The following is a 25,267-nucleotide window of genomic DNA, read 5'->3' on the forward strand; positions in this document are numbered from 1 at the left end:
TACTTAGATTGCTATAAGAATAAAAAACCTCTTAAGTCCATTAGTACATACCGACTTAAGAGGTTTCCTCATTATAGTTGCTGGCTTTGTGTGAAGGTGAACGAGGTAGCGTTACCGTTATACTCGTTCCTTTATTGATTTCACTTTCTAAGGCTATCGTTCCGTCGTGAAGAGAAACAATTTCATTTGAAATAGCTAGTCCTAAACCAGAACCACCTTGATTATAATTACTTTGATAAAAGGTTTCTAATACATATGGCAGGTCCTCATCTTTGATGCCAATACCACGATCCTGGATGGTTATGGTTACATCGTTTGGATTTCCTTGAACGGTTAAGTGAATAACGGAATGGGGGTGGGAATATTTCACCGCGTTGTCGTACATGTTGATTAATACTTGCTTTAGTCTGCTTCTATCACCCAGGATGTTCGTATCCCCTTCAACGGATACCTTCGTCTGGATATCTTTTTGGAGCGCTTCCGTCTGCATTTGTTCTTTTACTTCCTTTACAAGATTAGCGAGAGACAGCTTCTGCTTGTGGAGGATGATACGATGAGATTGAAGCCTGGAAAAATCCAGCAGATCCTCTACTAAATGTATTAAACGGTTTGTTTCAGCAGACAGAATAGTCATCCCTTGTTCCATTTCTGCTTTCGATAAATCTACTGCTCCATTTATCGTTTCAATCCACCCTTTTATCCCCGTTAAAGGGGTACGTAACTCATGAGATATAGAAGAGATAAACTCATTTTTCATTCGATCGGTTTTCTGAATTTCATCTGCCATGTAATTTAATGTCCTGGAAAGATCCCCTAGCTCAAATGGATACGCTTCCTTCAATCGACTTTGGAAATTGTTCTTTCCCATATATAATGAATCTCTTGTTATTTCCTTTATCGGCGTGACAATGGAATTCGCCAGTATGAGACTAATAATAAATACGATAACTGATATGATAGCACCTACAATTAGGGCAAGCCGCATAACACTCCAGATGGTAGCTGTCACCTGATACAGCGAACTAGAATATCGGAGAATAGCCAGTACTTGTCCGTTATATAATAGCGGGCTATAGGTAACGAGTATATCCTCCTTTGTCTCTTGATCCTGCTCCACGCGATACGTTGATTCTCCATTCAGTACCTCATCAGGAACCTGTGCCAATTGTTCTTTCTTAACCCCTGTTGAGCTCATCACAATGGACCCGCTTCTGGAAACAAGATCCACTTCAGCTCCATCATACTGCACACCATTTATAATATCATCACTATATTCATGATATTCTCTTAGTTCTTCACTCTGGTATTTTTTTAAAAAGGCGGAAGAGGTTTCTGCGTGATGTTGAAAGGTACTGGCTATCCCTTGATAGTAGTACTGCTTCACTCCAAAATAGACCATCACCTCCACTAGTAGCAGCATTAACACAATTACAGCCATAAACGAAAATATTACCCTGCGTTTCATGTGACAGAATCGCTCCATTCATAGCCCTTGCCCCATGAGGTCACAATAAAGGCAGGATCAGAAGGGTCTTCCTCTATTTTTTGTCGTAATCTTCTTATATTCACATCAACTATTTTAGGGTCCCCCATGTACGAACTCCCCCAAACCTTATCCATTAAATCATGTCGAGTGACCAATTGTTTCGGGTGACTTATTAGCTCTAATAAGAGCATGAATTCTGTAGGTGTGAGCTCAATAAGAGCTTCATTCTTCCATACTTTTTCTTCCTCCACCTTGAAAGTAAACGGTCCACTAGAAAGGAAGGAGGATGGGACTGGGGAAACACGCCGCAGCAGCGCCTTTATTCTTGCTATTAATTCATTAGGACTAAAGGGCTTTTGGATATAATCATCTGCTCCTGTTACTAATCCATTAATTTTATCCTCTTCCTGCGTTTTAGCTGTAAGCATAATAATACCAATATGGGAATTCATTTCTCTAATATACTCGCATACTTTCATGCCATCTATACCTGGTAACATTAAATCTAATACAATAACCGAGAATTCCTTTTGGCGATATAATTCAAGCGCTTGTTCACCAGTACTAGCTTCTACAACCTCATAACCAGCCCGCTTTAGGTTTAATACAATAAAGCTTCTAATGGACACCTCATCCTCCACCACTAATACTTGTGCCATATTTCTCTTCCCTTCTTAAGATAGCTGTTCGACCCATAACTGAAATACATTACGGACAGAGCCTAATCCATCTGGTATCTCATAAACATACTTCTCCGTTTTGGCAAGAACTTGATAGGATTTAGTTGGTTCATACGAAGAGGCGTCCTGCCATTTAACTTCAAAGAGTGTTTCCCCCTCAAGGGAGGTTATGCTCACCTGTGATTCTTCGGAATTTATTTGTACGTCTTCTCCCCATTCATCAGGGAACTGTATTACAAAATCTCCGTGGTAATAGTTACGCTGGATGTCGTTTAAGCCTGTTTCTCCGTCCCATTGCTTGTACAAATCAATCCACGGCGTCGCTACCATAGAAGTTTCCTGACCTGGTGGGGAAACCTTCGTTCCTACTTCAAGAATGCCATCCTTGTTTATATCTCTACTTTCCACAGGATAGGGGGAGGAAATTGGATCATCTTGAAAAACACGCACCAATTTTCCTTCCTCGTACACTATTAAATCCGACATACCTGAGTGAGCGCCAACCTGGCTATCCAGCCAAATCCCTTTCTTATGCTTACTAACCCTTCCTGCCGCAACATTATAATAAGCATTAACGTAGGGATCTATATCCAGTTTGGAGTTATATTTCAGCTTATTCGTCCCGTTAAATTCATACAGCTTGACATTAGCCGCTTCTAATCTCTTTAAGGTTATGAGTGTCATATCCTTTCTATTGTCTTCTGTCACATCCATAAGGACGAGATTTGTATATTCTTTTGAATCTATCTGTTGAAGGGCATTACCCTCAAGGTAATATAGTCGTAATTGATTGGACTGATTCTCTCCTTGCGTAGCCCCAATTAATAGCAGGGGAGGTGTATTGGATTGACTTACGAAGGTAAGATAATCTAATTCGTCTCCTTCAATCTGAGTCTTCACAATAGGTTCCCATGTACTGTCAAATGAAAAAACGACTAAATGAAAATATGAAAGATATTCCGATTCCTTATACAGCACTATTGCTTCTTCCTTGCCATCATCATTCAAATCCTTTTGAAAAATTGTCTGTTGATTGTCTCCTTTACGCGGCGCCATTAGAGGAGTATTACTAGGAACATGCTCCTCTATCACACGCTGTAAGGAGTACTGTTTCTCTCCTTTTGAAGGAGGAGAGATTAATTGGGCCGGAGGAGATTGGTGTAGTGCGCAGCCACTAATGAACAGAAGGAACCAAACTGCTCCCGCCATTTTTACCATTTTCTTCATTTATTTCCCATCCTTTGTTATATCGTTTGTATAGAACGAGATCAGGATACACATTACGATTGAAATTGAACTGGCTCCATGCTTTCTTGTACAGCCTTAAATGTAAACCCTTGTTCACTAAGAATAGACAACAATACATCCAGGTGCTCGAGAGTAGTTTGTCTTTCGTGCATGAGAACGACCATCGGCCTGTCTGTTTGACACAACATATTCACCTTATTGATGACCTTCTGCACATATCGCTTATCCTTGTACTCCCAGTCCTTGCTATCGATGTTCCAATCCCACAAATGGTATCCCTGCTGTTTCACTGCCCGCCTATATGCTGGTGTCATGTTAGGCACACTCCCATAAGGTGTACGAATTAAGTGAGATTGTTTTCCTGTTATAGAGTGCAATGTATGTTGGGCTTGGTTCATTTCAGACAGGACGGAATGCTTGGATGCATAAAACCTAGATTGATCATGGGATACACCATGCAGGCCTACCGAGTGCCCCTCTTCACTCATTCGTCGTACAGCTCCCTTATACCGCTTCATCTGAGGCTCCAGCATAAAGAAAGTAGCCTTTGCATTGTAATCATTTAATAAATTTAAGATGGCCTCTGAGTTCTGATTAGGCCCATCGTCAAACGTTAAATATATCACATCTTCCCTCTCAGGCTGTTCTCTTGGAAATCTTTGTTCTGGTACACTCTCCTTCTTGCTTAAAGAATGGGAAGCCTGATTAGAAAATGAAAGTGATGGCAAATTATCCTTCATAGGGTTATTCCATTGTATAAGTAAAATCAATAAAAGGATGACCACACATAGTATTACTATTTCTGTTCCAGCTATTTTTAGTCTTTTTTTACTGCGATCATTCACTGTTCTCTCCCCTTTTTCTCTATTTCTATACAAATAGTAATAAAGAGTCAGAGAGAAAGGGTAACAACGAGGTTACAAATTTGGCTAAGAAGAGAACTATTAGTAAGGATTACTACCTTAATACAAAAAAATCCCCCACACCAAATGGCGTGAGGGAACCTGTATTAGGCAGTTGCCTGATCTTCATCGAGATGCTTTTGTTCCGTTTTATTAATAACGGTTGTACCTACTAAATCACCGGTTACATTAAGGGAGGTGGCACCCATACCTACTAGAGCATCAATTGAGGTTAAAATAGCGACTGCTTCCATAGGAAGACCCACTTGAGTGAAGACCGTTGCTATCATAACGATACCAGCTCCAGGGACACCTGCAGTACCGATAGATGCGAGCGTACCAACAATCACAATAGTAAGCATTTCTGTTATCCCAAGGCTTGCACCTGTATAATTAGCTGCGAAAACAGCAGATACCGCAATGCGAATAGCTGCCCCATCCATATTAATTGTCGCGCCTAATGGGAGACTGAAGCCGTAAAGGCTTTTAGACAGCCCAAGACGGTTTGCTGCATTTAACGTAAGCGGGAGTGTACCAGAACTGCTTTGCGTAACGAATGCAGTAATCATTGGATTACGAGCTTGCGCAAAGAATTGCCCTGGACTTACCTTGAAAATCAGCATGATGACTACATATATAGCAATCTGTACCAACAGTGCTACATATAAGACTAGGACCATGTTTCCAAGGGATTTGATTGTGTCTATCCCCTGATTCCCTACTGTTTCAGCGATAATAGCAAAGATACCAATAGGAACATATTGCAGAATAACATTCATGATTTTAAACGTCGCTTCGTTTAAACCGTTTACTACCTTAAACACACTTTCCCCAAGTTCCTCGTGCTCCTGTGAATTTCTTAGGGCAGAGATGGCAATACCGAAAGTAAGTGCTGTAAAGATAATTCCAAGCAGATTCATTTCACTAAAGGCTTGTACGATATTAGTTGGAACGATATTTAATAGCACACTTGCTACACCAGGGTGTTCATTTGCTTCTATTGTTTGATCCGTTTGCGCAGAAACGCCGCTTCCCGGTTCCAGTAAGCTCGCAACAACAAGCCCTACCGTAATAGCCAGCGCTGAGGAAATAAGGTAGTATAAAAATACCTTCCCTCCCATCCTACTTAAATTGCCAGGACGAGTTTGGTTCACCCCAACAATCAGAGTAAATAAAATTAACGGAACGATGATAAACTGAAGCAATCGCATTAACAAATCACCAAGTGGTGCTAATACCGATGCTTGTTCGCCAACTATAATACCAACTATAATACCAAGAATAAGTGCAACCGAAATTTTAGCGATTAAGGAAACATTCAAGTATCCTTTCCACAATTGTTTCATTCTGTCCCTCCTCCTTTTTTTAATTCACATAATGTTTATCTAATTAATCAGGTTTAATAAAAGTACTAAATTACAGCGCACTTGTCAAAGTCAGTGCCTTTAATTCGAGATGTTTATCAATCGTATTCTACTTTAACCCGGCGAGGTATCATATGAAAAGCTAGATGCTCGCTCTTAGACCCACTTTCTCTACACAGTCTGTTACAATTATGCTATAAATTGATATGACCTATTACCTATACTAATTATTGTAAGGAGACAGCACGATGAACGTCATCCAAACTAAAATCCTTTTGTTCCTACTGAGTCATGCTAATCAATACGTTCTTATTCAAGTGTTAGCCAAGAAATTTCACTGTTCTGAAAAGACGATACGGAATCACCTGAAGCGGATAGAAGCCTATTTGCAGTCAGAATCCTTTCAGGCGGAAATAATCCGCAAACCAGGATTCGGCATTTACCTTAACATCCAACAAGACTATATAAGTCAATTATACAAACACTTATCAAAGATAAATCACGAAGAAGAATTGGATGAAGCAGAACGACGAATACAAATCACCTATAAATTGTTGATGGAAACAAAAGCAATCACTATGAAGGGATTATCTGCATACTATTTTGTCTCTAAGTCCATTATTAAAAAGGACATTGAAGCTATTCAAGAATGGCTTGCCCCCTTTCAGTTATCCCTAGCCTCTAAGCAAAGAATTGGCCTAGTCATTAATGGAACAGAAAAAAATAAACGCGCTGCCTTAGCTAGATTAACCTCATGGGAGAAAAACGGAGATTCAGGTAGCCTGATGATGGAGCAGCTGTTTGATCACCAGGAAATCGTCCTTGTCAGACAAGCGTTGCAATCCTTTCAGCATACTTATGACATCCCTTATGCTGACGAGACAGTAGAAGGGCTTATCCTCCATATACTCCTCACCATCAAGAGGATTAAATTACATAAGACGATGGTGATGTCAGAGGATGAATTGGCTACTTTAAAGCAGCAACAAGAATATGGATGGGCTTCGGAATTAGTTCGTTCATTAGAAAAACCATTTGTTGTCCATTTCCCTGAAGCAGAAATCGCCTACATTACGTTGCATATCAGAAGCGGTAGACTCCGCTATGGCACCCATTATCCGTCCTTTCCGGAAGAAACGACGGAAAAGCTGTCTTTGGTTAGCAATCACCTAATTGGCCATATCACAACGATATTTGGGTTTGACTTCTCAAGCGATGATCAGCTTAAAAATGGACTTCACACTCATCTGGAGACAACTCTAAAGCGATTGGAGTATGGATTTTCTGTGCCTAATCCAATGCTTGAAAATATTAAACAAATGTACCCTTACCTATTTGATCAAATTGTCTTTTCGTTGGACGAGATTAAGGATGCTCTTGCTGTAAATATTCCAGAGGAAGAAGCCGCCTATCTTGTACTTCATTTCCAAGCCTCGATAGAACGCTTTTCTTCCAGTCGGCATCATCAAGTGAACACACTCATTGTATGCCACATGGGAATGGGAATGTCGCAGCTCCTCCGTACCAAAATAGAGCGGCAGTTTCCGATGGTACAGGTGATAGCCAGTATTGCCAAAGCAGATGTAGCTCAATATATCCAGGAGCATACAATTGATTGCATTGTGTCAACGACTGAGCTAACCGTACACGATATACCAACTATTGTTGTGTCCCCCCTGCTAGAAAGAAAGGACACAGAAAGGCTTCAGCACTTTTTCAAAAACCCAAAGGATGCGATGACTACTCCGAAGAAAGAGTCCATATTATTGCAGTACACTAGTCCGTTTCTTGTCTACTTGGACCAACCCGTAAATCATCGCTTTACCATTATCGAACAGCTAGCGAGGAAGTTGAGCAGCAAAGGATATGTGAAGCCAGAATATATGGAAAGCTGCATCCAGCGGGAGCAGTGGTCATCGACTAATATTGGTGGCTTTCTAGCCATCCCCCACGGCAGCCCCCAGTACGTAAATCAGTCGTCCATCGCCATAGCCACGCTGGAGGAGCCAATAGATTGGGGCACTGGCAAGGTGAAAATGGTCTGTTTATTAGGCATGAAATACAAATCTCAGGAGGAAGCGAGGCAACTATTTGAGGAATTGTCCACACTCAGCGAATCGCCCTCCTTAATACAAGCTTTAACGCAATCCAATGACGTCATGACGTTTTTATCATCCTTACAATCTAAATAAAACGAAATGTTCCACAGCCTCCGGTAATGAAAGCGCATTATTACCCCTCTTTTCCTTGTTACACTAAACATGTAAACGATAACAAAAGAGACGAAGGGGGATATTACGCATGAAACTACTAGCTATTACATCATGTCCCAATGGCATCGCCCATACGTACATGGCAGCAGAGAATTTACAAAAAGCTGCTGATGCACTCAATGTAGAGATAAAAATAGAAACACAGGGCTCCATTGGAGTAGAAAATGAATTCACACAGCAAGACATACAAGAAGCAGATGGTATCATCATTGCCGCAGACAAAACCGTTAACAAAGAGCGCTTCGTCGGGAAAAAGCTAATTGCTGTTGGAGTACAGGAAGGCATCAACTCTCCAGAAAAGCTAATTAACCGCATGCTAAACGGAGATGCCAGCATCCATCAGGAAAGCGGTGGAGGAAGCTCTTCTTCCGAGCAGCAGCAGGGTAACCAAAATGCCTTTTACCGCCACCTAATGAACGGCGTATCCTATATGATTCCATTCATCGTAATAGGTGGGCTGCTTATTGCCATTGCCCTTACGATTGGGGGAACATCCGAAACAGGAAGTGGTATTTCCATCCCAGAGGATTCCTTCTGGAAGACGATAGAAAGTATCGGCGCAGCTTCATTCTCCTTCATGGTTCCGATTCTAGCTGGCTTTATTGCCTACAGTATTGCCGATCGCCCTGGTCTAGCACCTGGTATGGTAGGGGGCTACATCGCAACACACGGAGAACTGTATGGAAGCGAAGCTGGTGCAGGCTTTCTTGGTGGTATTGTAGCTGGTTTCCTAGCAGGTTACATTGCCCTTTGGATTAAACGAATTAAAGTACCGCAGGTCATGCAGCCCATTATGCCAATTATTGTTATTCCCGTGTTGGCATCTCTTGCAGTAGGAATCATCTTTGTCACACTAATCGGAGCACCTATCGCCCAAGTATTCGTGGCTCTAACAAGCTGGTTAGAGGGAATGCAAGGAACTAGCTCCATACTGCTTGCCCTAATTCTCGGAGGTATGATTGCCTTTGATATGGGTGGACCAGTCAATAAAGTAGCCTTTCTCTTCGGATCCGCCATGATTGGAGAAGGCAACTACGAAATTATGGGGCCGATTGCGGTAGCCATCGCTGTTCCGCCAATCGGTATGGGACTTGCTACCTTCCTAAACCGTAAGAAGTTCCAGGCAGCTGAAATCGAAACAGGAAAAGCCTCCTTCACAATGGGATTGTTTGGTATTACAGAAGGCGCTATCCCATTCGCAGCTCAAGATCCATTCCGTGTCATTCCAAGTAACATGCTAGGTGCTATGGTGGGCGCTGTCATTGCTATGATGAGCGGAGTGGGAGACCGCGTTGCTCACGGCGGACCAATCGTTGGTGTCCTAGGTGCCGTTGATAACGTCATTATGTTCTTTGTCGCTATCATTGCAGGCTCCTTCGTTACCGCTATAACAGCTAACCTGCTAAAGAAGGATGTCCAACCAGCCACTAAAGAAAGGCCGGAAGCTACCGAAGAAGAGGAGCCTACTGAACACTCTGGAGACGGACAAGAGGAAGAAGTAAGCAGACTAGTAGATATCACGAGTAAGAATTTAATTGAGCCGAATCTTCGCGGAAACACACAAGAGGAGGTCCTCGATGAAATGATCGAGCTACTGAATCAGGATGGTATCGTTCAATCCAAAGCAAATGTGAAAGAAGCCATTCTGGCCCGCGAAGCAGAAAGTACTACAGGCATCGGCATGAACATCGCCATCCCCCACGCTAAATCGAATGCTGTGACGAAACCAAGGGTTGTCTTTGGTATCAAGCAAGATGGCGTGGATTGGCACAGCTTTGATGGAACACCCGCAAAGCTAATCTTTATGATCACCGTTCCTCGAGATAATGAGGGAGATCAACACTTAAAAATCTTACAGATGCTATCCCGCAAACTAATGGACGACACATTCCGTGAACAGCTCCTGCAAGCAAGAACTAAAGAGGACGCATACAAGCTCTTAGAAAGTATAGAATAATAAAGGAATCCCGAGCCAATTTGGTTCGGGATTTTTTTGTAGTCACTATGAAGGTTTCCCGTGTAAAGGAAGAAACAGAACTATTCATCAAAAGATAGTAGTCCGCTTACCCAGTCACCTCATTGGTAAGATAGCGTCCCATTTTAAATTCTCTTGACCATAGCTAAATAAACCGAAGAGGCAATGCTTTGAATGAAGAAGACAACCATAACATAATGCATAAACAGCTCTCGAGGCATTATATCTACAATAGCCACTAGGATAATTCCAAGTATGACACCACCGGTTAATATGGAGTAGGAGAATGATTTAATTTTGAGAATTAACCACCTCCCCCTCTCATCAGTTGATTCCTTCTTTCTTTCGAAGTTAGCCTTGTATATTCACGCCATGCACACACCGTACGCACACCCTCTAAAACCCCTCTCGTTGCACGCTATATCACACGGCGTACGCATGAGATACGCATGTCCTGCATATACTGATGGTGTGTGACATCACATGCCGATATGATGTGCACCAGATTCCACACGACATACGCATACCGCGTGGCACATCATGACATCACACCGCATGCGCACGATATATCGATACGGTGTCACACACGATAGGCTCTTTACCTATCATTCCATGCGTATCACTTACATAATAGTTGTATCAAATGGTTCTTTAAGACCCTTAAAACTCCCCTAACTATATTAAGAGAGACTTTTCAGAGACATAAAAAGACCTACCTGTTACTCTCCAGGTAGGTCCCTAGTTCTTTTACGATGAAATAAGAGCGGAAGGGCATACGCCTGCTCTTCCTTCTAAAATATTCTCTCCATGGCTTGTTCTACTATTCCATAAATAACTATTGTCAGCCCAACAGTAAATCCTAAAAACAAATAAAATTTACGTTTGGTCATGGTAATAACATTGTCTTCTTTTTTAGCTTTATCCATGAGCAGATAACCACCTTTTTTAAAATTACCACCAGCAAGTAGTGAAGTGTTTAACACCGCCCCTATATGTACTATATATATATTTAAGTTTTTTGGATATTTTTTTACAGTTTACATGCAAAACCGTTCCGATTTCTTTCCTGGTCGCGCTATCGCGCGACCTTAATAGATACATAGGGTCCGCACTACCTATACTCCTCGCAATCTATTAATATATTCCTATAATCCCTTATGCTAGAAAGGGAGGAAGAGAATAGCAAAAGATGTGTTCTCTATCATAAAAAAGGAGCATCCAATCATGAAAAGTTGCGCCGCAGTATGGGCATAGAAATCAGGGACCCGTTGGAGATATTCGTGGATGAGGACCAAATCATCATGAAGAAATACAAAGCGGATAAGGCTTGTTTTATCACAGGAGAGATAAGCGATAAGAACATTCAGCTACCAGGCGGCGCGTATGTCAGCCCGGAAGGAAAAGAGATTCTGAAGGAATATCTACCGGACTAGCAATAAAATAATAAAGAAGCCTATTATCGGTCACGTAGAGTTGGGAAGGATGGACGCAGATGATTGGGGAAAAAGTGAGGTATTACCGGAGGAAGCAAGGATGGAAGCAATCCGAATTGGCTGCAAAAGTCGGACTAAGCACATCGCAGATATCGATGCTGGAAGCTAATAAACGAAAAACCAATAGCGAGACGGTTGTTCGCATAGCTCGCGCCTTGCAGGTGTCGATGGCGGACCTATACGAAGAAACATCAACAGAGGAGCTAATCGATGCGGAGGAAGAAGCGTGGCTCGCTCTGGTCGAAGAATGGAAGGAAAAAGGCTACAAGCCAGAGAAGATACGCAAATGGATAGAGGCTATCGAGACGCTTCGGTCCTAAGAAAAAACCATTCCTATTAGACTGACCTAGTCATTCGAGATAAGAATAAACACCTTCTTAGGCTTCTGAATGAAAAACAAGTCTGCTAAATAAGGCGGCAGACTTATATAATTTTAACCCAACGATTTTGCAAGCATTAAAGGAACATATATGAGCCCATATACGCTTGATATCCTCCTTCGGACATGTCGTCAGGGTCGCCTTTGCGTAAAACGAAGGGAGGTGAAACTAAGTTAGATGGGTCTCCTGCTGGTAAAGTGACATCACAACACCCCAAATTATTGCACCTTGGTTGCAATCAAATGTTCCTAATTGCAATCCTCCTCTCCCGTATGGAAAAAACTTGCATGGGGATAACTGCTGGTTCAATCGACTTCTATGGGATAATCAATCGTTATACAATAAGTCCCCTTACACCTTCCTTCCTCTTCCTCACCTTGGCAAGTTATCTCGACTTCCGTTACATCCGCATAGGATCTAGAAACCGTAGTATGTGGTGGTACTTGAAACGTATCCATCATCCCAGTGGAATTGGTAACTGTCACCACAAGTTCAGAGGCACAACCATATTCATAAAACACACTCACCGAACCAGATGGCAAAAGTTCCGTGGTCCCCCAAATTGTAAATCCATTTGTATTGCAGGGAAGGTAGAAATCTCCCGCTATCTCATTGGAAGCTATACACGTTTTAGGTTCTGGCATAGGAGGGCGTAGTGGATAGATGTTAGCGCACCCTTCTGGGGGCATATACATCTCACAGACATCCTTGCCCTTCTTCGATGTACGCAATCGATTTCCTCCTCTCTTTGTATAATACACCGATAACAAGATGTGCTAATGTAGTATATGTGAAGCACCATTTCTTCGTTTAGGCTAGAGTGTATACAAAAAAAAGCAGGCTAATGCCTGCTTTCTCGGTCTTGGTGCAACGTACTACCTCCAACCGGCAGTGGGGGAGTCATGAGGAAGTGATGCAAAATATTAATGATTCCCTAGACCAAAACAGTAGCCCAATAGAGGAAAATTGGCATGCCAAAACATCTCGTAAAGTACCCTAAGAATGATAGATACGCAAACAATACTGACATACCTCCTTATCAGCACTGTTTAATAACTATAATTAATGGATAAGGATACTTCCACGGTAGAAGATCCGGTCCCACCCACGCCAACCAATTCAATGAGATTCATATCATTCAATGTAATACCCTGACACGCTTCAGGAGCCACGGTTAACTTGAGCCCCCCGTTTACAAACACGTTTACCGAAGGTGCTCCTTCAATACCAAAGTTCTCTACCCGTACCGTGCCGTTAATAATGAAATTTGTATCATCTCGCCAAATGAACGTCGTTTCCTGATCCTCTACCACAGCTGTACAACACATGGCATCAGATGCGCAACAAGACCCATTTCGGCACCCACCTATTTGAGACATATCCCTTTTTCCTCCATTCTCATGACTACATTCCTCTTAGACGACTAACTCTCCCATCCTTGCATTCCCATTTCTTGTACTGAACCGTCTCATGATAGTTCAGTTTATCCTATGTTGAAGTTCTTTCAACGGTATAGACGAATGAGGATTCCTTCATCAAAGAACTTAATCCGAATGGAGACAATCACACCCCGAGGTTTCCTTGCATCGACAACAAGGGTGCGTATCACTCGTCAATGTGGATGTAATGGTAAAAGGGACTTCAATACCGCCACTAAACTCCCCAATTGGACAACCATCTGAAGTATTAACATCACCAAAAAAAGTACCATCCACCGTAATAGGTTGATTAGACGCTCCTTCTTCTACCAAAATCACCAATTCTAAGCAACAACAAAGAGTTGGGCAAGGTTTGACGGATACCAAGCAATCAAGGGCATAATCGCCAAGAGCTATAAGAGTCTCCTTTCCATCAGGACTAATAACTCCGAAAAAAGATCCTTCTGGGCACCCTGAACCACATCCCCCAAAATCCTGAAATGTAGCAGGACCGTTCAAATTAATTTCAACAAACCCGATAGAAACAGAAGCTGTTGCGGGACCAGTACAACCTGCCAGTGAAAAACATGTTGGGACTTGCAATCGAAACGTTTGACCAGGACATAAGAATTTGGGAGCGATAGCTGTTAAAAAGAACATCGATTCTTCAGGATCAGTAGGCCACCGTTCTTCCACTTTATTATTTTCCAAACATACCGATTTCCCTTTACATCTATTACAACCACACTTCCCCATACCGTTTTCCTCCTGTTTTACTCGTTATTAATGCATACTATGTAGCAAGGACGAGGTCTGTGTGGTGTTTCCCCCATGTAATACATTCCACTGGAATAACGAGAAGAAGTGTGGCTCGCTCTGGTCGAAGAATGGAAGGAAAAAGGTTACAAGCCAGAGAAGATACGCAAATGGATAGAGGTTATCCAGACGCTGCGACCCTAAAAAAAAAACCATTCCATACTAAGTGGAATGGTTTCTTCTATACGATGGCGAGCTGCTCTACCATGTCACACCTGCCAGCTCTAACTGTCGCCTCGCTCGCCGGAATATATAATCCAATGTTTCACCAGGCTTAATCGTTCCGTCAGGTGCTAACGGCTACAACGACCTTCACCGTTCGGGACTCTAACCCTGAAGCTTGTGCCCATGCCGGGCACACCAAAAAAAGAACTCCTTGCAGTACAAGAAGTTCTTTGTAGTGGAGCATAGCGGGCTCGAACCGCTGACCTCTACACTGCCAGTGTAGCGCTCTCCCAACTGAGCTAATGCCCCGTATGTATGCTGATATTTTCCATTATACTGTAGAAATGAGAGAGTCTGCAACTCTTTTTTCGCTTTCTACTAGACTCTCTCCCCCTATTCAATCACCCCCTCTACAACTTATAGAGGGGGTGATTGTTAATGACTATTTCTTAGCCTCGTGCACCTTTAACTGCTTTCCTTTAATCGTTTTGTTCTTCATCGTCTTCAACACATGAGGACCTTTGCCGTTTAGGATTTCAACATAGGAAAGGTTATCTTCAATAGTAATGATGCCGATGTCGTCAGCGGTTACTCCATTAATGTTAGAGATGGTGCCAACGAAGTCTACCGCACGGATCTTTTTCTTTTTGCCGCCATTGAAGTAAAGCTTCATAATGTCCTTACTTAGGGTTTTGCTTTTGTCCTCCTTCACGGTCGGCTGGGCGTTGATTTTTTTATAGAATCTGTGTTTGTTGCTTTCCACTTCAGATGGTGCGGGTGGTTTGGCTTTTGGTATGCGGAAGCCGATATAGGATTCTATTTGATGGATGTATCTCTTCTCTTTCGGAGTGGCGAGTGTTATGGCTTGTCCGATTTTGCCGGCTCTTCCTGTTCTGCCGGTACGGTGCACGTAGCTTTCTTTCTCTACCGGAACATCATAATTAATGACGTGGGAAACACTGTCAACGTCGATTCCTCGTGCTGCTACGTCTGTTGCGACGAGATAACGATACTTCCCTCTTTTAAAATCGTTCATTACTTGAAAGCGTTCCTCTTGTGTTAAATCTCCGTGGAGCTTCTCGACAGGGTAATTAGCTTTGTGTAACACGTGATGAAGGCGGTCAACGTTCTCTTTTGTCCTGCAAAACAAGATACAGCTGTCGGGGTTTTCCACCACTGTAAGATCCTTCAGCACCTGCTGCTTCTCCTGTTCCTCTACCTCTAGCAATGAATGATAGATGGTTTCTGTCGTAATCCCCTTTGCTTCTATCTCCACATGGAGGGGGGCGTTCATTATGGTATCGCTTAATGCTGTCACATCCTCAGTCATCGTTGCAGAGAACAGCATGTTTACTCGCTCTTTTGGAAGCTCCTCTAATATGGCGGATACTTGTTTAATAAAGCCCATATTGAGCATTTCGTCTGCCTCATCAATAACAAGATATTCTAACCTTTCTAGTGGGAACGTTCCCTTTTCGATATGGTCGAGCACCCGTCCTGGGGTACCGACGACAAAGTGGGATTTCTGCTGTAGCTCTAGCTTTTGACGATCAAAGCGTTGCTTCCCAAATAGAGCAGTAGCTTTTATCCGTTTAAAGCGCCCAATGTTGGTGATGTCCTCTTTTACTTGTGCTGCTAGTTCCCTTGTAGGGGTGAGAATGAGAGCCTGTGGCTTGTTCTCCTCCCAATCGAGTAATTCAACAAGAGGAATACCAAAGGATGCGGTCTTCCCGCTGCCTGTTTGGGATTTCACCACCAGGTCCTTCTTTGCTAGCGCATGGGGAATAACCTTCGCTTGTACTTCGGTTGGTGTTGTATATCCTAAGCCATGCAGCGCATCTAGGATTGGCTTACTTATTCCAAAGGAGTGGAATGTATCTATAGTCATTACGTAACCTCATTCTTATTTAAGACATGTCTCTCCATTATAAGTCATTCGAGCTTCCCTTACGAGAGCCTTATGCATCCTTTACTGAATGAATATGGAATAGACATTATTGATAGCCAGCAGAATTAGTATAATTATTCCTACAATCGCAATACCATTCTTTAATGGAGTATTCTTTAAATCTCCCATTAGTTGTTCATCATTAGCAAGTTGTAAGAGGGCTATCGCGATAAATGGCACGATGACTATAGTGACGGCCTGGGCAAAGATAATCAATTCAATCGGTGCACTCCCAAATACTATGGCGACGATGGAGCCAAATAGCATAACTCCAATAATAGCAAGCTTTACTTTCTTATTGGATAAGGAATGACCAATACCTATACCATCAGACAGCATGGCTCCGCCAATCGTAGCGTTCCCCATTATGGAGGAAAAGGAAGCTCCGAATAACCCTAGCATGAAAATAATAGTAGCCCAATCTCCATAAATAGGAGACAATGCCTGCCCCATTTCCGCTACTGTATTTATTTGTATTCCTTCTGGCTTTAAGATAGCGGCGGCAGCAATCATAACCAATAAGGAAATGAGACCTAACAAGAATATACCAATAAACGACTCTTTGATTCCTTGACTGGCATTATTTCTTGTCCAGCCTTTTTCTTGAACAAGATAGGATTGATAGCTTGCTCCAACTACGGAGAAGCACGTTGCTGTAAAAGCGATGATAAGCGGCAGGGACCCTGTTGGAACAGTTGGTATCAGACCAGTGCTTATGTCTCCGACAGATGGTTTTGTTAAAACAACGGTCAATAAGAATGACGCTAGCATCAATAGGACAAGTCCAATCATTAATTTCTCTAGGACGGTATAAAAATCTTTAGCAAATAGCAATAACGCTCCCGCTAAGGTAAATAAGACAATGTACATAACTGGTGCTCCACCTAAAATCATCGAGGAAGCTACTCCAATTCCTATAGAATTCCCAGCTTGAAAGGAAGCTGTAACGAGAAAGGCCCCAACACCTGCGAGGATGGCGCCCCACTTTCCCCACCGTTGCTGGATAAGCTGAATAAAAGAGGTATGTGAAGCAATACCGATCCTCGTACTCATCTCCGTAAAGGCCACCATTAACAAAATGGCGACTAATACTATCCAAATAAGCTGATTGCCGTAAATAGCTCCAATCTTAGAAGATAAGGTTAAGCTTCCTGGACCGAGTACTAGTGCTGAAGTGATAAATGCAGGTCCAATATATACTAGCCAACTGCTTTTCCTTGTTTTGAAGGTTGTGGTACCCTGTTCCTTTTTAATCTCCACTTGTTTACCTCCCTATTATTTGAATTATCTGTATATTTATTTTATTATATATCACCTTTCCTTTAAGGAAATGTCTTTAATAGGACCATAATTCCTTCTACTTTTTTAGAATGTCGTTAGGAACGATTAGTTTTATGGAAGAGAAGGAAAAGGAAATTTTTATCAAAAGAATTCTATTTTTTCAACGATTTCTCGACTCAAACATAATATAATTAAGATAGGCATAAAAGGAGGCATATAAATGGAGATGCAAGAAATGATGAACGCTATTCCATGGGGTATTGTAATCCCCCTCATTGTAATAGAAACGATTTTATTAATCGTGGCGCTTGTGGATTTAGCACGTATCGAAAAGACAAATGGTCCGAAATGGTTGTGGGTGGTCATTATCTTATTCGTCAACTTGTTTGGTCCCATTGCGTATTTCCTTGTTGGAAGGAGACACGATTAGATGACTTTTGTAACTGTCAATCAGCTAACTAAGCAGTTTGATAAAAACATCGTAGTCGATCATCTGTCCTTTTCCTTACAGAGTGGATCCTGTGTCGCCCTTCTTGGTCCTAACGGGGCGGGTAAAACGACGACCCTTCGTATGCTGGCCGGGTTGATGCAGCCAACAAACGGAAGTATTGACATGGAAGGTAACTCGAACAAAAGCGACTATCGTGCCAATATTGGCTATCTACCACAGTACCCCGTTTTCCATAGCTGGATGACTGGAATGGAATTCCTTATCTATGTGGCACGCCTCGCCCACCTTACTAAGAGGGAAGCTACTACACGAGCTGAAGCAATGCTTGATCAAGTAGGTATCTCAGAGGCGAAGCACCGGAGAATTGGTAAATATTCTGGTGGGATGAAGCAGCGGCTAGGGATAGCCCAGGCAATGATTCATCAACCAAAACTTCTATTATTAGACGAGCCTGTCTCCTCCCTCGATCCTATTGGCCGTAGGGAAGTGCTCGACCTTTTGGAGGAGCTGAAACAAGAAACCACCATCCTCTTCTCCACTCACATCCTTAGTGATGCGGAGGAAGTAAGTGATGAACTGCTTCTCCTCCATAATGGCCGTATAGTAGAGTCTGGAACTTTACATGAGCTGAAGGAAGCTCACCCAACAACACACCTAACTATTTCGTTTACGAAGCTAGAAGATTATTACATAACAAGCTTACAGCAACTACAGGAAGTGACAGAGGTAATTCCAGAACAATCTCGCGTGACCATTCAGGTTACCGATGTGCAAGTGGCTAGACATAAAATATTATCGCTAGCATCAGAGGAGAACTGGCCTATCACCTCCTTTGAGGTCGGCCAAGCATCACTGGAGGATTTATTTATGAGGGTGGTGAACCGATGAATCAGTGGTGGACAATTTATCAAAAAGAAACACTGGAAAAATGGAGAAGCTTTAAATGGATTTGGATTCCACTCGTCTTCTTTCTCCTTGCCATTACCGATCCACTCTCAACCTATTACATGCCAGTCATTATCGAGAGCTTTGGAGGACTTCCAGAAGGAGCTACTATTGATATTCCAACGCCGCCTGTTCCAGATGTATTGATGATGAGCTTTGGGCAGTTCGATTTGATAGGGATGATTATTATGGTCATTGTGACTGCAAGCCTCATCGCCGGGGAACGAAAAAGTGGAGTAACAGAGCTCGTGCTCGTTAAACCTGTCCGGTACAGCTCTTACATTAGTGCCAAATGGGCCAGTATGGTATCTCTTATCCTATCAAGTACTTTTATTGGGGTAATGGCAAGCTGGTATTATATCAACCTGTTATTCGGTGAGCTTTCCTTCGGAAGTGCGATGGCTGCATTTGCTTTTCATGCAGTATGGTACGTTTTTATTCTGACTCTAACCCTCTTTTTCAGTACGATGTTTAAACTACCAGGGCTAGTCGCGTTTATTTCGATTCTAGTGCTCGCTCTTTTAAACCTGTTCAATTCTGTATTTCGTAGACAGGTTGAATGGCTGCCGCCACAAATGAGCTTCCATATTCGCAGCATGCTGGGGAGTGAAACTGTAACAGGCGAAATGTGGGCAACTACAGGGTTTACGCTAGTATTAATTACAGCACTGCTGGCAGCTTCCGTGTTTGTGTTTCGTAAGAAGGAGATGGCTGCATAAACTATCATAGGAAAGCGTGTCACAATAAAAAATTAGTGCTACAGGAGGAATTCTACAGTACAGAGGTGCTGTAGAATTTTTCTATTCCCCTCATCAAATTACTTGTAAAGTACTTTCAGACATGAGATACTGTCATTAAATCAAAATAATTTGATTAAAGAAAGTGTGGGATTATAATGAAAGAACTCCCGATATTAGAAACGTCTAGCGAGGTTGATTTTTCTTCATACGTGCACAAGTTTAAAGCGTTATCTGATGAGAAACGACTCCACATCCTCCATTTGCTGACACGAAATGGCAAGACGTGTGTATGTGATTTAGAGGAAGTAGTGCAGCTTTCCCAATCAAAGATTTCTTACCATCTCAAGATACTTCTAAATGCCGGCTTCATTGATAAGGAAACGAAAGGGACTTGGAGCTATTACTCCATTAATGAAGAAGCAGTCAATGCCATTCTTTCTGAAGAGCTTTGCTGTATATTCAGGCCTAACTAGAGAAGCTATTGCGTTTCTCTACGAGCAATACATCAAAAAAATTTGATATAAGGAGGAATTTTCATGTCATCATTACCCGTTATTATTATTGGTGGTGGACCGATTGGATTAGCTGCTGCTGCGCAATTAGCGGAGCGTCAGGAGAATTTTATCGTAATAGAGAAAGGAACCCAGGTAGGGACGAACTTTTTAGACTATGGTCATGTCAGACTCTTCTCTCCATGGAAATACAATATGGACAGTGCTGCGAAACGGCTGCTTATCCAACATAATGTACGCATGCCAGATGAGGAATATCTACCTTTCGGCAAGGAAATTGTAACCGACTACTTAGAGCCCCTTGCTCAACTTCCAGAAATAAAGTCAAACATGTCATACAACAGTGAGGTCTTGGCCTTAACTCGTAAAGGAATAGATAAAGTAAAGGATGCCAACCGCGCTCAATCACCATTTGTCGTTCAATACAAACAAAACGATGCCATCCACTCCATAGAAGCACGAGCTGTCCTAGATGCTACCGGCACGTGGCAAACGCCGAATCCAATTGGTTCAGGTGGTATAGCGGCTGATGGTGAACGAGATGCAGGCGCTCGTCTTCGATATGGTATCCCTGACGTATTTGGAGCAGAGAAGGAAAGATATGAAGGAAAGCAGGTTGCTGTTGTCGGTAGCGGGCATTCGGCCATTAATACACTGCTCGATTTAGCACAATTAGAAGGTAAGAAGCCGCATTGGATACTTCGAAAGAAAGATGTAAAAGAGACATATGGCGGTATGGAAGACGATGCATTGCCTGGACGTGGAGCACTGGGTACACGGATACAGAAAGTGGTTGAGAGTGGTCAGGTTGTCGTTCATACCCCGTTCTTCATCCAATCGCTCTCTCAGCACACGGATGGTACTATTTTGATCCAGGGGGATACGCATAGCATTGAAGGAATCGATGAAATCATTGCAGCTACTGGCTCCCGTCCGAATTTTGATATCCTTCGAGAAATTCGGTATCAAGCGGATCCTGCTATTGAGTCCGTACCAGAATTGGCAGAATTGATAGACCCTAATATTCATAGCTGCGGAACTGTACGCGCTCATGGGGAAAAAGAGCTTCGTCAGCCTGAAGCCAACTTTTATATCATTGGTGCGAAAAGCTATGGTAGAGCTCCTACCTTTCTCATGGCTACCGGCTACGAACAAGCTAGATCTGTCGTCGCTTACCTATGCGGAGATATAGAAGCAGCTCGGGATGTGCAGCTTAACCTTCCTGAGACAGGTGTATGTAGTGCTAATCTAGTTTATCCAAGCGATGATAATAACCAAGGCGAATGCTGCTAACAGGTAATGATTTCCATACCAATTAGCATAATAACCTTAATATAGTAAATAACTAAGCCAAATCAAGCCATTTTTCTTGATTTGGCTTTTGTATGTACCGAAAATAAAAATGAGTATTCCTTTTGACTTTTTGTGCATTCTATTTTATGGTTTAAATACTTAAACATATAAACATTATTAATGATGAGGTGACTACAAATGAAACCAACTGCTCTTATTACTGGTGCTTCTAGTGGTTTAGGGTACGAATTCGCACGCCTATACGCTGCCAATGGCTATAACCTAATTGTGGTAGCGAGAAACGAACAAAAGCTTCAGCAGCTAAAGGAAGAATTAAGTCATGTTGATGTAATGGTTATACCGAAGGACCTATCTCAGCCTAATGCTGCCCAAGAGATATATCAGACTGTAACCGATCAGCAATTACATGTTCATGTACTAGTCAACAATGCCGGATTTGGTCTGAATGGAGAGTTTGATAAACTTGCTCTAGCGGAACAGCAGGACATGATTCAAGTAAATATCACCGCCCTTACAGACCTGTCCTACTTGTTCTTACCAGAAATGAAGAAGCTGGCGAAGGACTCTAGTCATACTGGAATCCTAAACGTAGCTAGCACTGCTGCATTCCAGCCTGGTCCTGGCATGAGCGTATATTATGCATCGAAGGCCTATGTGCTTTCCTTCTCCGAAGCGCTTCACGGAGAATTAAAAGGGACAGGCGTACATGTTACAACACTATGTCCTGGAGCAACTGAAACGAATTTCTTCAAGGCTGCTCGCGGTGAAAAAATGAAACTTGCCTCCTCTGCTATGAGTGCTAGTGTCGTAGCAAAGCAAGGCTTTGAAGGCTTTATGAAGAAACAGGGTGTTGTTATTCCAGGCCGCTTTAACTCCGTTGGTGCAGTGGCAGCTAAGTTCCTCCCCCGCTCCTTAGCAGCGAGTATCGCCAAAAATATGAACAGTGCTGAATCTTAAAATCTGGCTAGTAGGATGATAAGAATCTAGCCCATCCCAGCTTGTCATGTAACAAAATAGAGCTCCCTTTCCTTCAAGAGGAAAGGGAGCTCTTTGTTTTGGACGGAAAAATCGTGTTGTAATAGTCCTCAATCGGTTGGCAGCAGTATTTATGGGCGAATTTTGGTATTTATGGGCTGATTTTTATATTTATGGGCGTATTTTCAAAAATATGGGCGAATTTCGAAATATATGAGCGAATATAAAAAAATATGGGCGTCTAAAGGTTCTATAGTAACAAAAAAGCTTGCAGAGAAACCGGAGCTTCTTTACAAGCGGAAAGCCGTATAGCTAAGCTAAGATTCGGCATTGTTTTTCTCTTCGGAGGAATCCTTCGTTTCTTCTTCATAAGCATGATACTCTGTCTTCTCCTCTAATCGATAGGTAGTATATTTTTCATTTCTTGTGATGCGTTTTTCCTTCTGGGATTCCTCTTGTTCTGGTTCATCTTCTGCCTCTTCTATTAGTTCCTCTTCTATGATTTCTTCGACTTCTTTTACTAGTTCTTCTTCGGTTGTCTCCCCGTCTGAGTTTGGAAGTAGTGGAAGTTTATTTTCGCCTGGGGAGTTTATGATTCCTAGTAATATTAGTATAGAAAGAATGAGGTTGATATAGACGTCAAAATCCACGTCTATTACTCCACAATCCTGTAAAAACAAGGATACTAGCGCAAGTATTGCCACCCATAACCGGTATGATCTCCAGCGATTCATGTCATCCACCCTCCTTCTCATAGATTGCATGAGGCATAGCCTCATAGAATACTATATGCAGATTGTCGTTTCTTGACTGTCATTTTGTTCCTTATTCACATCTAATAATGAATATTCTATTTTGACCGTGAATAGAGTGATAGTGCGCTTACTAGGGTGAAAGGGAGATGTGATGATGTGCATTCCTCATTAAATAATCTTGTGTTAGAGGTAAAAGGACTAAGAACATCCTTTTACACATCAGAAGGTGACATACCAGCAGTAGATGATATTGATTTACATGTAGAACGGGGGGAAATCCTTGGCGTTGTTGGGGAGTCCGGATGTGGAAAGAGCGTAACCTCGCTCTCTATCATGGGGCTTATTCCTTCTCCACCAGGACGTATTGTTGCAGGGCAAATTTTGTTTGAAGGAGATAACCTGCTCGATGCGTCCGAGAAGAAAATGCGCTCGATTCGTGGAGATGATATAGCCATGATCTTTCAGGAGCCGATGACCTCCCTCAACCCTCTGTTTACCATCGGCAACCAATTAATAGAAGCTTTATCTACGCACCGCAGCTGGTCGAAGAAACGCTACCAGGAACGAGCGGTCGCTATGTTGGAATTAGTAGGACTGCCAAGGGCCAGAGAACTAATGCATGCCTACCCTCATGAATTATCAGGCGGAATGCGTCAGCGTGTCATGATTGCTATGGCCATCATATGCGACCCAAAGCTTCTTATTGCGGACGAGCCTACTACCGCACTTGATGTTACCATCCAAAAACAGATACTTCGTCTAATGAAAAAAATAAATGACACACTTGGTACCTCCATCATGGTCATTACTCACGATTTAGGGGTTGTAGCAGAGATATGCGATCGAGTGGTGGTTATGTATGCTGGGAAAATTGTCGAAGAAGGCAGTGTAGAAAGTCTTTTTCACCATCCAAGTCATCCTTATACAAAAGGATTGCTTGCTTCTGTTCCAGACATACGCTCCAAGTCAGAAACACTTTATTCCATCCCCGGAAATGTTCCTAAGCCAGGCTCCATCATGAAGGGTTGTCGTTTTGCGCAGCGCTGTACCTCCGTAATGGATCATTGTTTTACAGAGGACCCGCCCCTCATTTCTATAAAGGACTCTTCTCAGAAGGTTCGTTGCTTCTTATATAACGGAGAGGAGGAGCCTGCCCATGAAGCAACCACTCCTTGAAGTACATCATTTAAAAAAATACTTCCCTGTTACAGGGGGTGTCTTCAAACGTAAAATGGGGGAGGTAAAGGCCGTAGACGACATCTCCTTCCAGGTTTATAAGGGCGAGACACTTGGGCTCGTCGGCGAAAGTGGTTGCGGGAAATCCACAACCGGCAGAGTGCTGCTCAGACTTTTAGAAGCAACAGAGGGAGAAATCATCTTCGAGAACAAGCATGTTTCCAGACTTTCATCCAAGGAATTAAAGGAACTCCGCAAGGAAATGCAGTTGATTTTCCAAGATCCGCTTGCTTCATTAAACCCCCGACACACTGTGGAGAAAATTTTAGAAGAGCCACTGCTCGTTCATGGTGTCAGCAGCAAGGAAGAACGAAAACGATTAGTACAAGAAATGCTATCTGTCGTTGGTCTCGATGAGTATCACAGCAAGCGCTATCCTCACCAATTCAGCGGCGGGCAACGTCAGCGGGTTGGTATTGCCCGCGCCCTTATGACACACCCAAAATTAATCATTGCGGATGAGCCCGTCTCCGCCCTAGATGTATCCATTCAATCTCAAGTATTAAATTTATTGAAAGAATTGCAGCGCAAATTTGAACTGACCTACATTTTTATTGCTCACGATTTAGGGGTGGTTCGTCATATTAGCGACCGGGTGGGCGTAATGTATTTAGGGAGGTTGGTCGAGCTTACGGAGAGCTCTGCTTTATACGAAGAGCCTCTCCATCCTTATACGAAATCGCTGCTTGCGTCTGTACCTATTGCTGATCCAACTGCGAGAGATGAGGAGGAGATGGTACTAGCAGGTGAAATGCCAAGCCCCGCTAATCCTCCTAAAGGATGTGCTTTTCACACTAGATGTGTTGAGTGTATGGACATTTGTAAAACAGAAAGACCAGCCTATGTGGAAATAAAACCAGATCATTACGTGGCCTGTCATCTTTATTCCGATTCGACAGACCATGCATGA

Annotated in this window: 24 protein-coding genes and 1 tRNA gene; 12 read left to right on the plus strand and 13 right to left on the minus strand. The window is 42.6% G+C overall.

Going from position 1 to position 25,267, the window contains the following annotated elements; all coding sequences use genetic code 11:
- Positions 1-55 precede the first annotated feature (55 nt).
- From ACFFGV_RS00320 to ACFFGV_RS00340, 5 genes are all read right to left on the minus strand, one after another.
- Positions 56-1,465, minus strand: a complete 1,410-nt coding sequence (locus ACFFGV_RS00320) for a sensor histidine kinase (RefSeq protein ID WP_377344512.1) — start codon at positions 1,463-1,465, stop codon at positions 56-58.
- Complete coding sequence (locus ACFFGV_RS00325; protein WP_377344513.1) at positions 1,462-2,145, minus strand: response regulator transcription factor; 684 nt, start codon at positions 2,143-2,145, stop codon at positions 1,462-1,464. Before ACFFGV_RS00325 ends, ACFFGV_RS00320 begins: the two co-directional genes overlap by 4 nt.
- A 15-nt stretch (positions 2,146-2,160) precedes the next feature.
- The gene (locus ACFFGV_RS00330) at positions 2,161-3,393 is read right to left on the minus strand and encodes a hypothetical protein (protein WP_377344514.1); all 1,233 of its coding nucleotides are present in this window, start codon (positions 3,391-3,393) and stop codon (positions 2,161-2,163) included.
- Positions 3,394-3,446: 53 nt separating this feature from the next.
- Positions 3,447-4,259, minus strand: a complete 813-nt coding sequence (locus tag ACFFGV_RS00335) for a polysaccharide deacetylase family protein (protein ID WP_377344515.1) — start codon at positions 4,257-4,259, stop codon at positions 3,447-3,449.
- A gap of 164 nt (positions 4,260-4,423) precedes the next feature.
- The gene (locus ACFFGV_RS00340) at positions 4,424-5,662 is read right to left on the minus strand and encodes a dicarboxylate/amino acid:cation symporter (protein WP_377344516.1); all 1,239 of its coding nucleotides are present in this window, start codon (positions 5,660-5,662) and stop codon (positions 4,424-4,426) included.
- A gap of 266 nt (positions 5,663-5,928) precedes the next feature.
- Between ACFFGV_RS00340 and ACFFGV_RS00345 the strand changes: the two genes are divergently transcribed.
- The gene (locus tag ACFFGV_RS00345) at positions 5,929-7,872 is read left to right on the plus strand and encodes a BglG family transcription antiterminator (protein WP_377344517.1); all 1,944 of its coding nucleotides are present in this window, start codon (positions 5,929-5,931) and stop codon (positions 7,870-7,872) included.
- A gap of 109 nt (positions 7,873-7,981) precedes the next feature.
- On the plus strand, positions 7,982-9,910 hold the full coding sequence (locus ACFFGV_RS00350; protein WP_377344519.1) for a fructose-specific PTS transporter subunit EIIC: 1,929 nt from the start codon (positions 7,982-7,984) through the stop codon (positions 9,908-9,910).
- Positions 9,911-10,719: 809 nt separating this feature from the next.
- Here the strand turns inward: ACFFGV_RS00350 and ACFFGV_RS00355 are convergent.
- On the minus strand, positions 10,720-10,854 hold the full coding sequence (locus ACFFGV_RS00355) for a hypothetical protein (RefSeq protein WP_377344520.1): 135 nt from the start codon (positions 10,852-10,854) through the stop codon (positions 10,720-10,722).
- A gap of 354 nt (positions 10,855-11,208) precedes the next feature.
- Here ACFFGV_RS00355 and ACFFGV_RS00360 point away from each other — a divergent pair, with 354 nt between their 5' ends.
- Positions 11,209-11,361, plus strand: coding sequence for a transcriptional regulator AbrB family protein (locus tag ACFFGV_RS00360; protein WP_377344521.1), 153 nt, complete (start codon positions 11,209-11,211; stop codon positions 11,359-11,361).
- A gap of 59 nt (positions 11,362-11,420) precedes the next feature.
- Positions 11,421-11,741, plus strand: coding sequence for a helix-turn-helix domain-containing protein (locus tag ACFFGV_RS00365; RefSeq protein WP_377344523.1), 321 nt, complete (start codon positions 11,421-11,423; stop codon positions 11,739-11,741).
- A gap of 365 nt (positions 11,742-12,106) precedes the next feature.
- On the opposite strand, the gene ACFFGV_RS00370 is transcribed toward ACFFGV_RS00365, so the two are convergent.
- The 6 genes from ACFFGV_RS00370 to ACFFGV_RS00395 all read right to left on the minus strand — a co-directional run bounded on the left by ACFFGV_RS00370 (position 12,107) and on the right by ACFFGV_RS00395 (position 17,408).
- Positions 12,107-12,532 carry an S-Ena type endospore appendage gene (locus ACFFGV_RS00370; protein ID WP_377344525.1) on the minus strand — a complete coding sequence of 142 codons (426 nt, stop codon included), beginning with the start codon at positions 12,530-12,532 and terminating at the stop codon, positions 12,107-12,109.
- A 318-nt stretch (positions 12,533-12,850) separates the two neighbouring features.
- Entirely contained in the window at positions 12,851-13,180 is a 330-nt protein-coding gene (locus ACFFGV_RS00375; protein WP_377344527.1) for an S-Ena type endospore appendage, read from the minus strand.
- Between the two features lie 165 nt (positions 13,181-13,345).
- Positions 13,346-13,975 (minus strand): hypothetical protein, encoded by a 630-nt coding sequence (locus tag ACFFGV_RS00380; protein WP_377344529.1) that lies wholly within the window; start codon positions 13,973-13,975, stop codon positions 13,346-13,348.
- Positions 13,976-14,436: 461 nt separating this feature from the next.
- Positions 14,437-14,509, minus strand: a tRNA-Ala gene (locus tag ACFFGV_RS00385).
- A 133-nt stretch (positions 14,510-14,642) separates the two neighbouring features.
- Positions 14,643-16,088, minus strand: coding sequence for a DEAD/DEAH box helicase (locus ACFFGV_RS00390; RefSeq protein ID WP_377344531.1), 1,446 nt, complete (start codon positions 16,086-16,088; stop codon positions 14,643-14,645).
- Between the two features lie 81 nt (positions 16,089-16,169).
- A complete protein-coding gene (locus tag ACFFGV_RS00395) occupies positions 16,170-17,408 on the minus strand; it encodes an Nramp family divalent metal transporter (protein WP_377344532.1) in 1,239 nt (412 codons plus the stop codon).
- Positions 17,409-17,649: 241 nt separating this feature from the next.
- On the opposite strand from ACFFGV_RS00395, the gene ACFFGV_RS00400 reads away from it, so the two are divergent.
- The 6 genes from ACFFGV_RS00400 (at position 17,650) to ACFFGV_RS00425 (ending at position 22,348) form a co-directional block, all read left to right on the plus strand.
- Positions 17,650-17,859 carry a PLD nuclease N-terminal domain-containing protein gene (locus tag ACFFGV_RS00400; RefSeq protein ID WP_377344534.1) on the plus strand — a complete coding sequence of 70 codons (210 nt, stop codon included), beginning with the start codon at positions 17,650-17,652 and terminating at the stop codon, positions 17,857-17,859.
- Positions 17,860-18,768, plus strand: a complete 909-nt coding sequence (locus tag ACFFGV_RS00405) for an ABC transporter ATP-binding protein (RefSeq protein ID WP_377344535.1) — start codon at positions 17,860-17,862, stop codon at positions 18,766-18,768.
- A complete protein-coding gene (locus ACFFGV_RS00410) occupies positions 18,765-19,544 on the plus strand; it encodes an ABC transporter permease (protein ID WP_377344536.1) in 780 nt (259 codons plus the stop codon). The genes ACFFGV_RS00405 and ACFFGV_RS00410 overlap by 4 nt, the downstream gene beginning before the upstream one ends.
- 176 nt (positions 19,545-19,720) lie before the next feature.
- Positions 19,721-20,038, plus strand: a complete 318-nt coding sequence (locus ACFFGV_RS00415; RefSeq protein ID WP_377344537.1) for an ArsR/SmtB family transcription factor — start codon at positions 19,721-19,723, stop codon at positions 20,036-20,038.
- A gap of 63 nt (positions 20,039-20,101) precedes the next feature.
- Positions 20,102-21,370, plus strand: a complete 1,269-nt coding sequence (locus tag ACFFGV_RS00420) for an NAD(P)-binding domain-containing protein (RefSeq protein ID WP_377344538.1) — start codon at positions 20,102-20,104, stop codon at positions 21,368-21,370.
- A gap of 198 nt (positions 21,371-21,568) precedes the next feature.
- The gene (locus ACFFGV_RS00425) at positions 21,569-22,348 is read left to right on the plus strand and encodes an SDR family NAD(P)-dependent oxidoreductase (protein ID WP_377344539.1); all 780 of its coding nucleotides are present in this window, start codon (positions 21,569-21,571) and stop codon (positions 22,346-22,348) included.
- A 335-nt stretch (positions 22,349-22,683) separates the two neighbouring features.
- On the opposite strand, the gene ACFFGV_RS00430 is transcribed toward ACFFGV_RS00425, so the two are convergent.
- Positions 22,684-23,100, minus strand: coding sequence for a hypothetical protein (locus ACFFGV_RS00430; RefSeq protein ID WP_377344540.1), 417 nt, complete (start codon positions 23,098-23,100; stop codon positions 22,684-22,686).
- A gap of 177 nt (positions 23,101-23,277) precedes the next feature.
- On the opposite strand from ACFFGV_RS00430, the gene ACFFGV_RS00435 reads away from it, so the two are divergent.
- Both ACFFGV_RS00435 and ACFFGV_RS00440 read left to right on the plus strand, forming a co-directional pair.
- The gene (locus ACFFGV_RS00435) at positions 23,278-24,297 is read left to right on the plus strand and encodes an ABC transporter ATP-binding protein (protein ID WP_377344541.1); all 1,020 of its coding nucleotides are present in this window, start codon (positions 23,278-23,280) and stop codon (positions 24,295-24,297) included.
- Complete coding sequence (locus ACFFGV_RS00440) at positions 24,278-25,267, plus strand: ABC transporter ATP-binding protein (protein WP_377344542.1); 990 nt, start codon at positions 24,278-24,280, stop codon at positions 25,265-25,267. The genes ACFFGV_RS00435 and ACFFGV_RS00440 overlap by 20 nt, the downstream gene beginning before the upstream one ends.

The sequence above is a fragment of the Pontibacillus salicampi genome (assembly GCF_042434395.1).
Lineage (GTDB): Bacteria > Bacillota > Bacilli > Bacillales > BH030062 > Pontibacillus > Pontibacillus salicampi.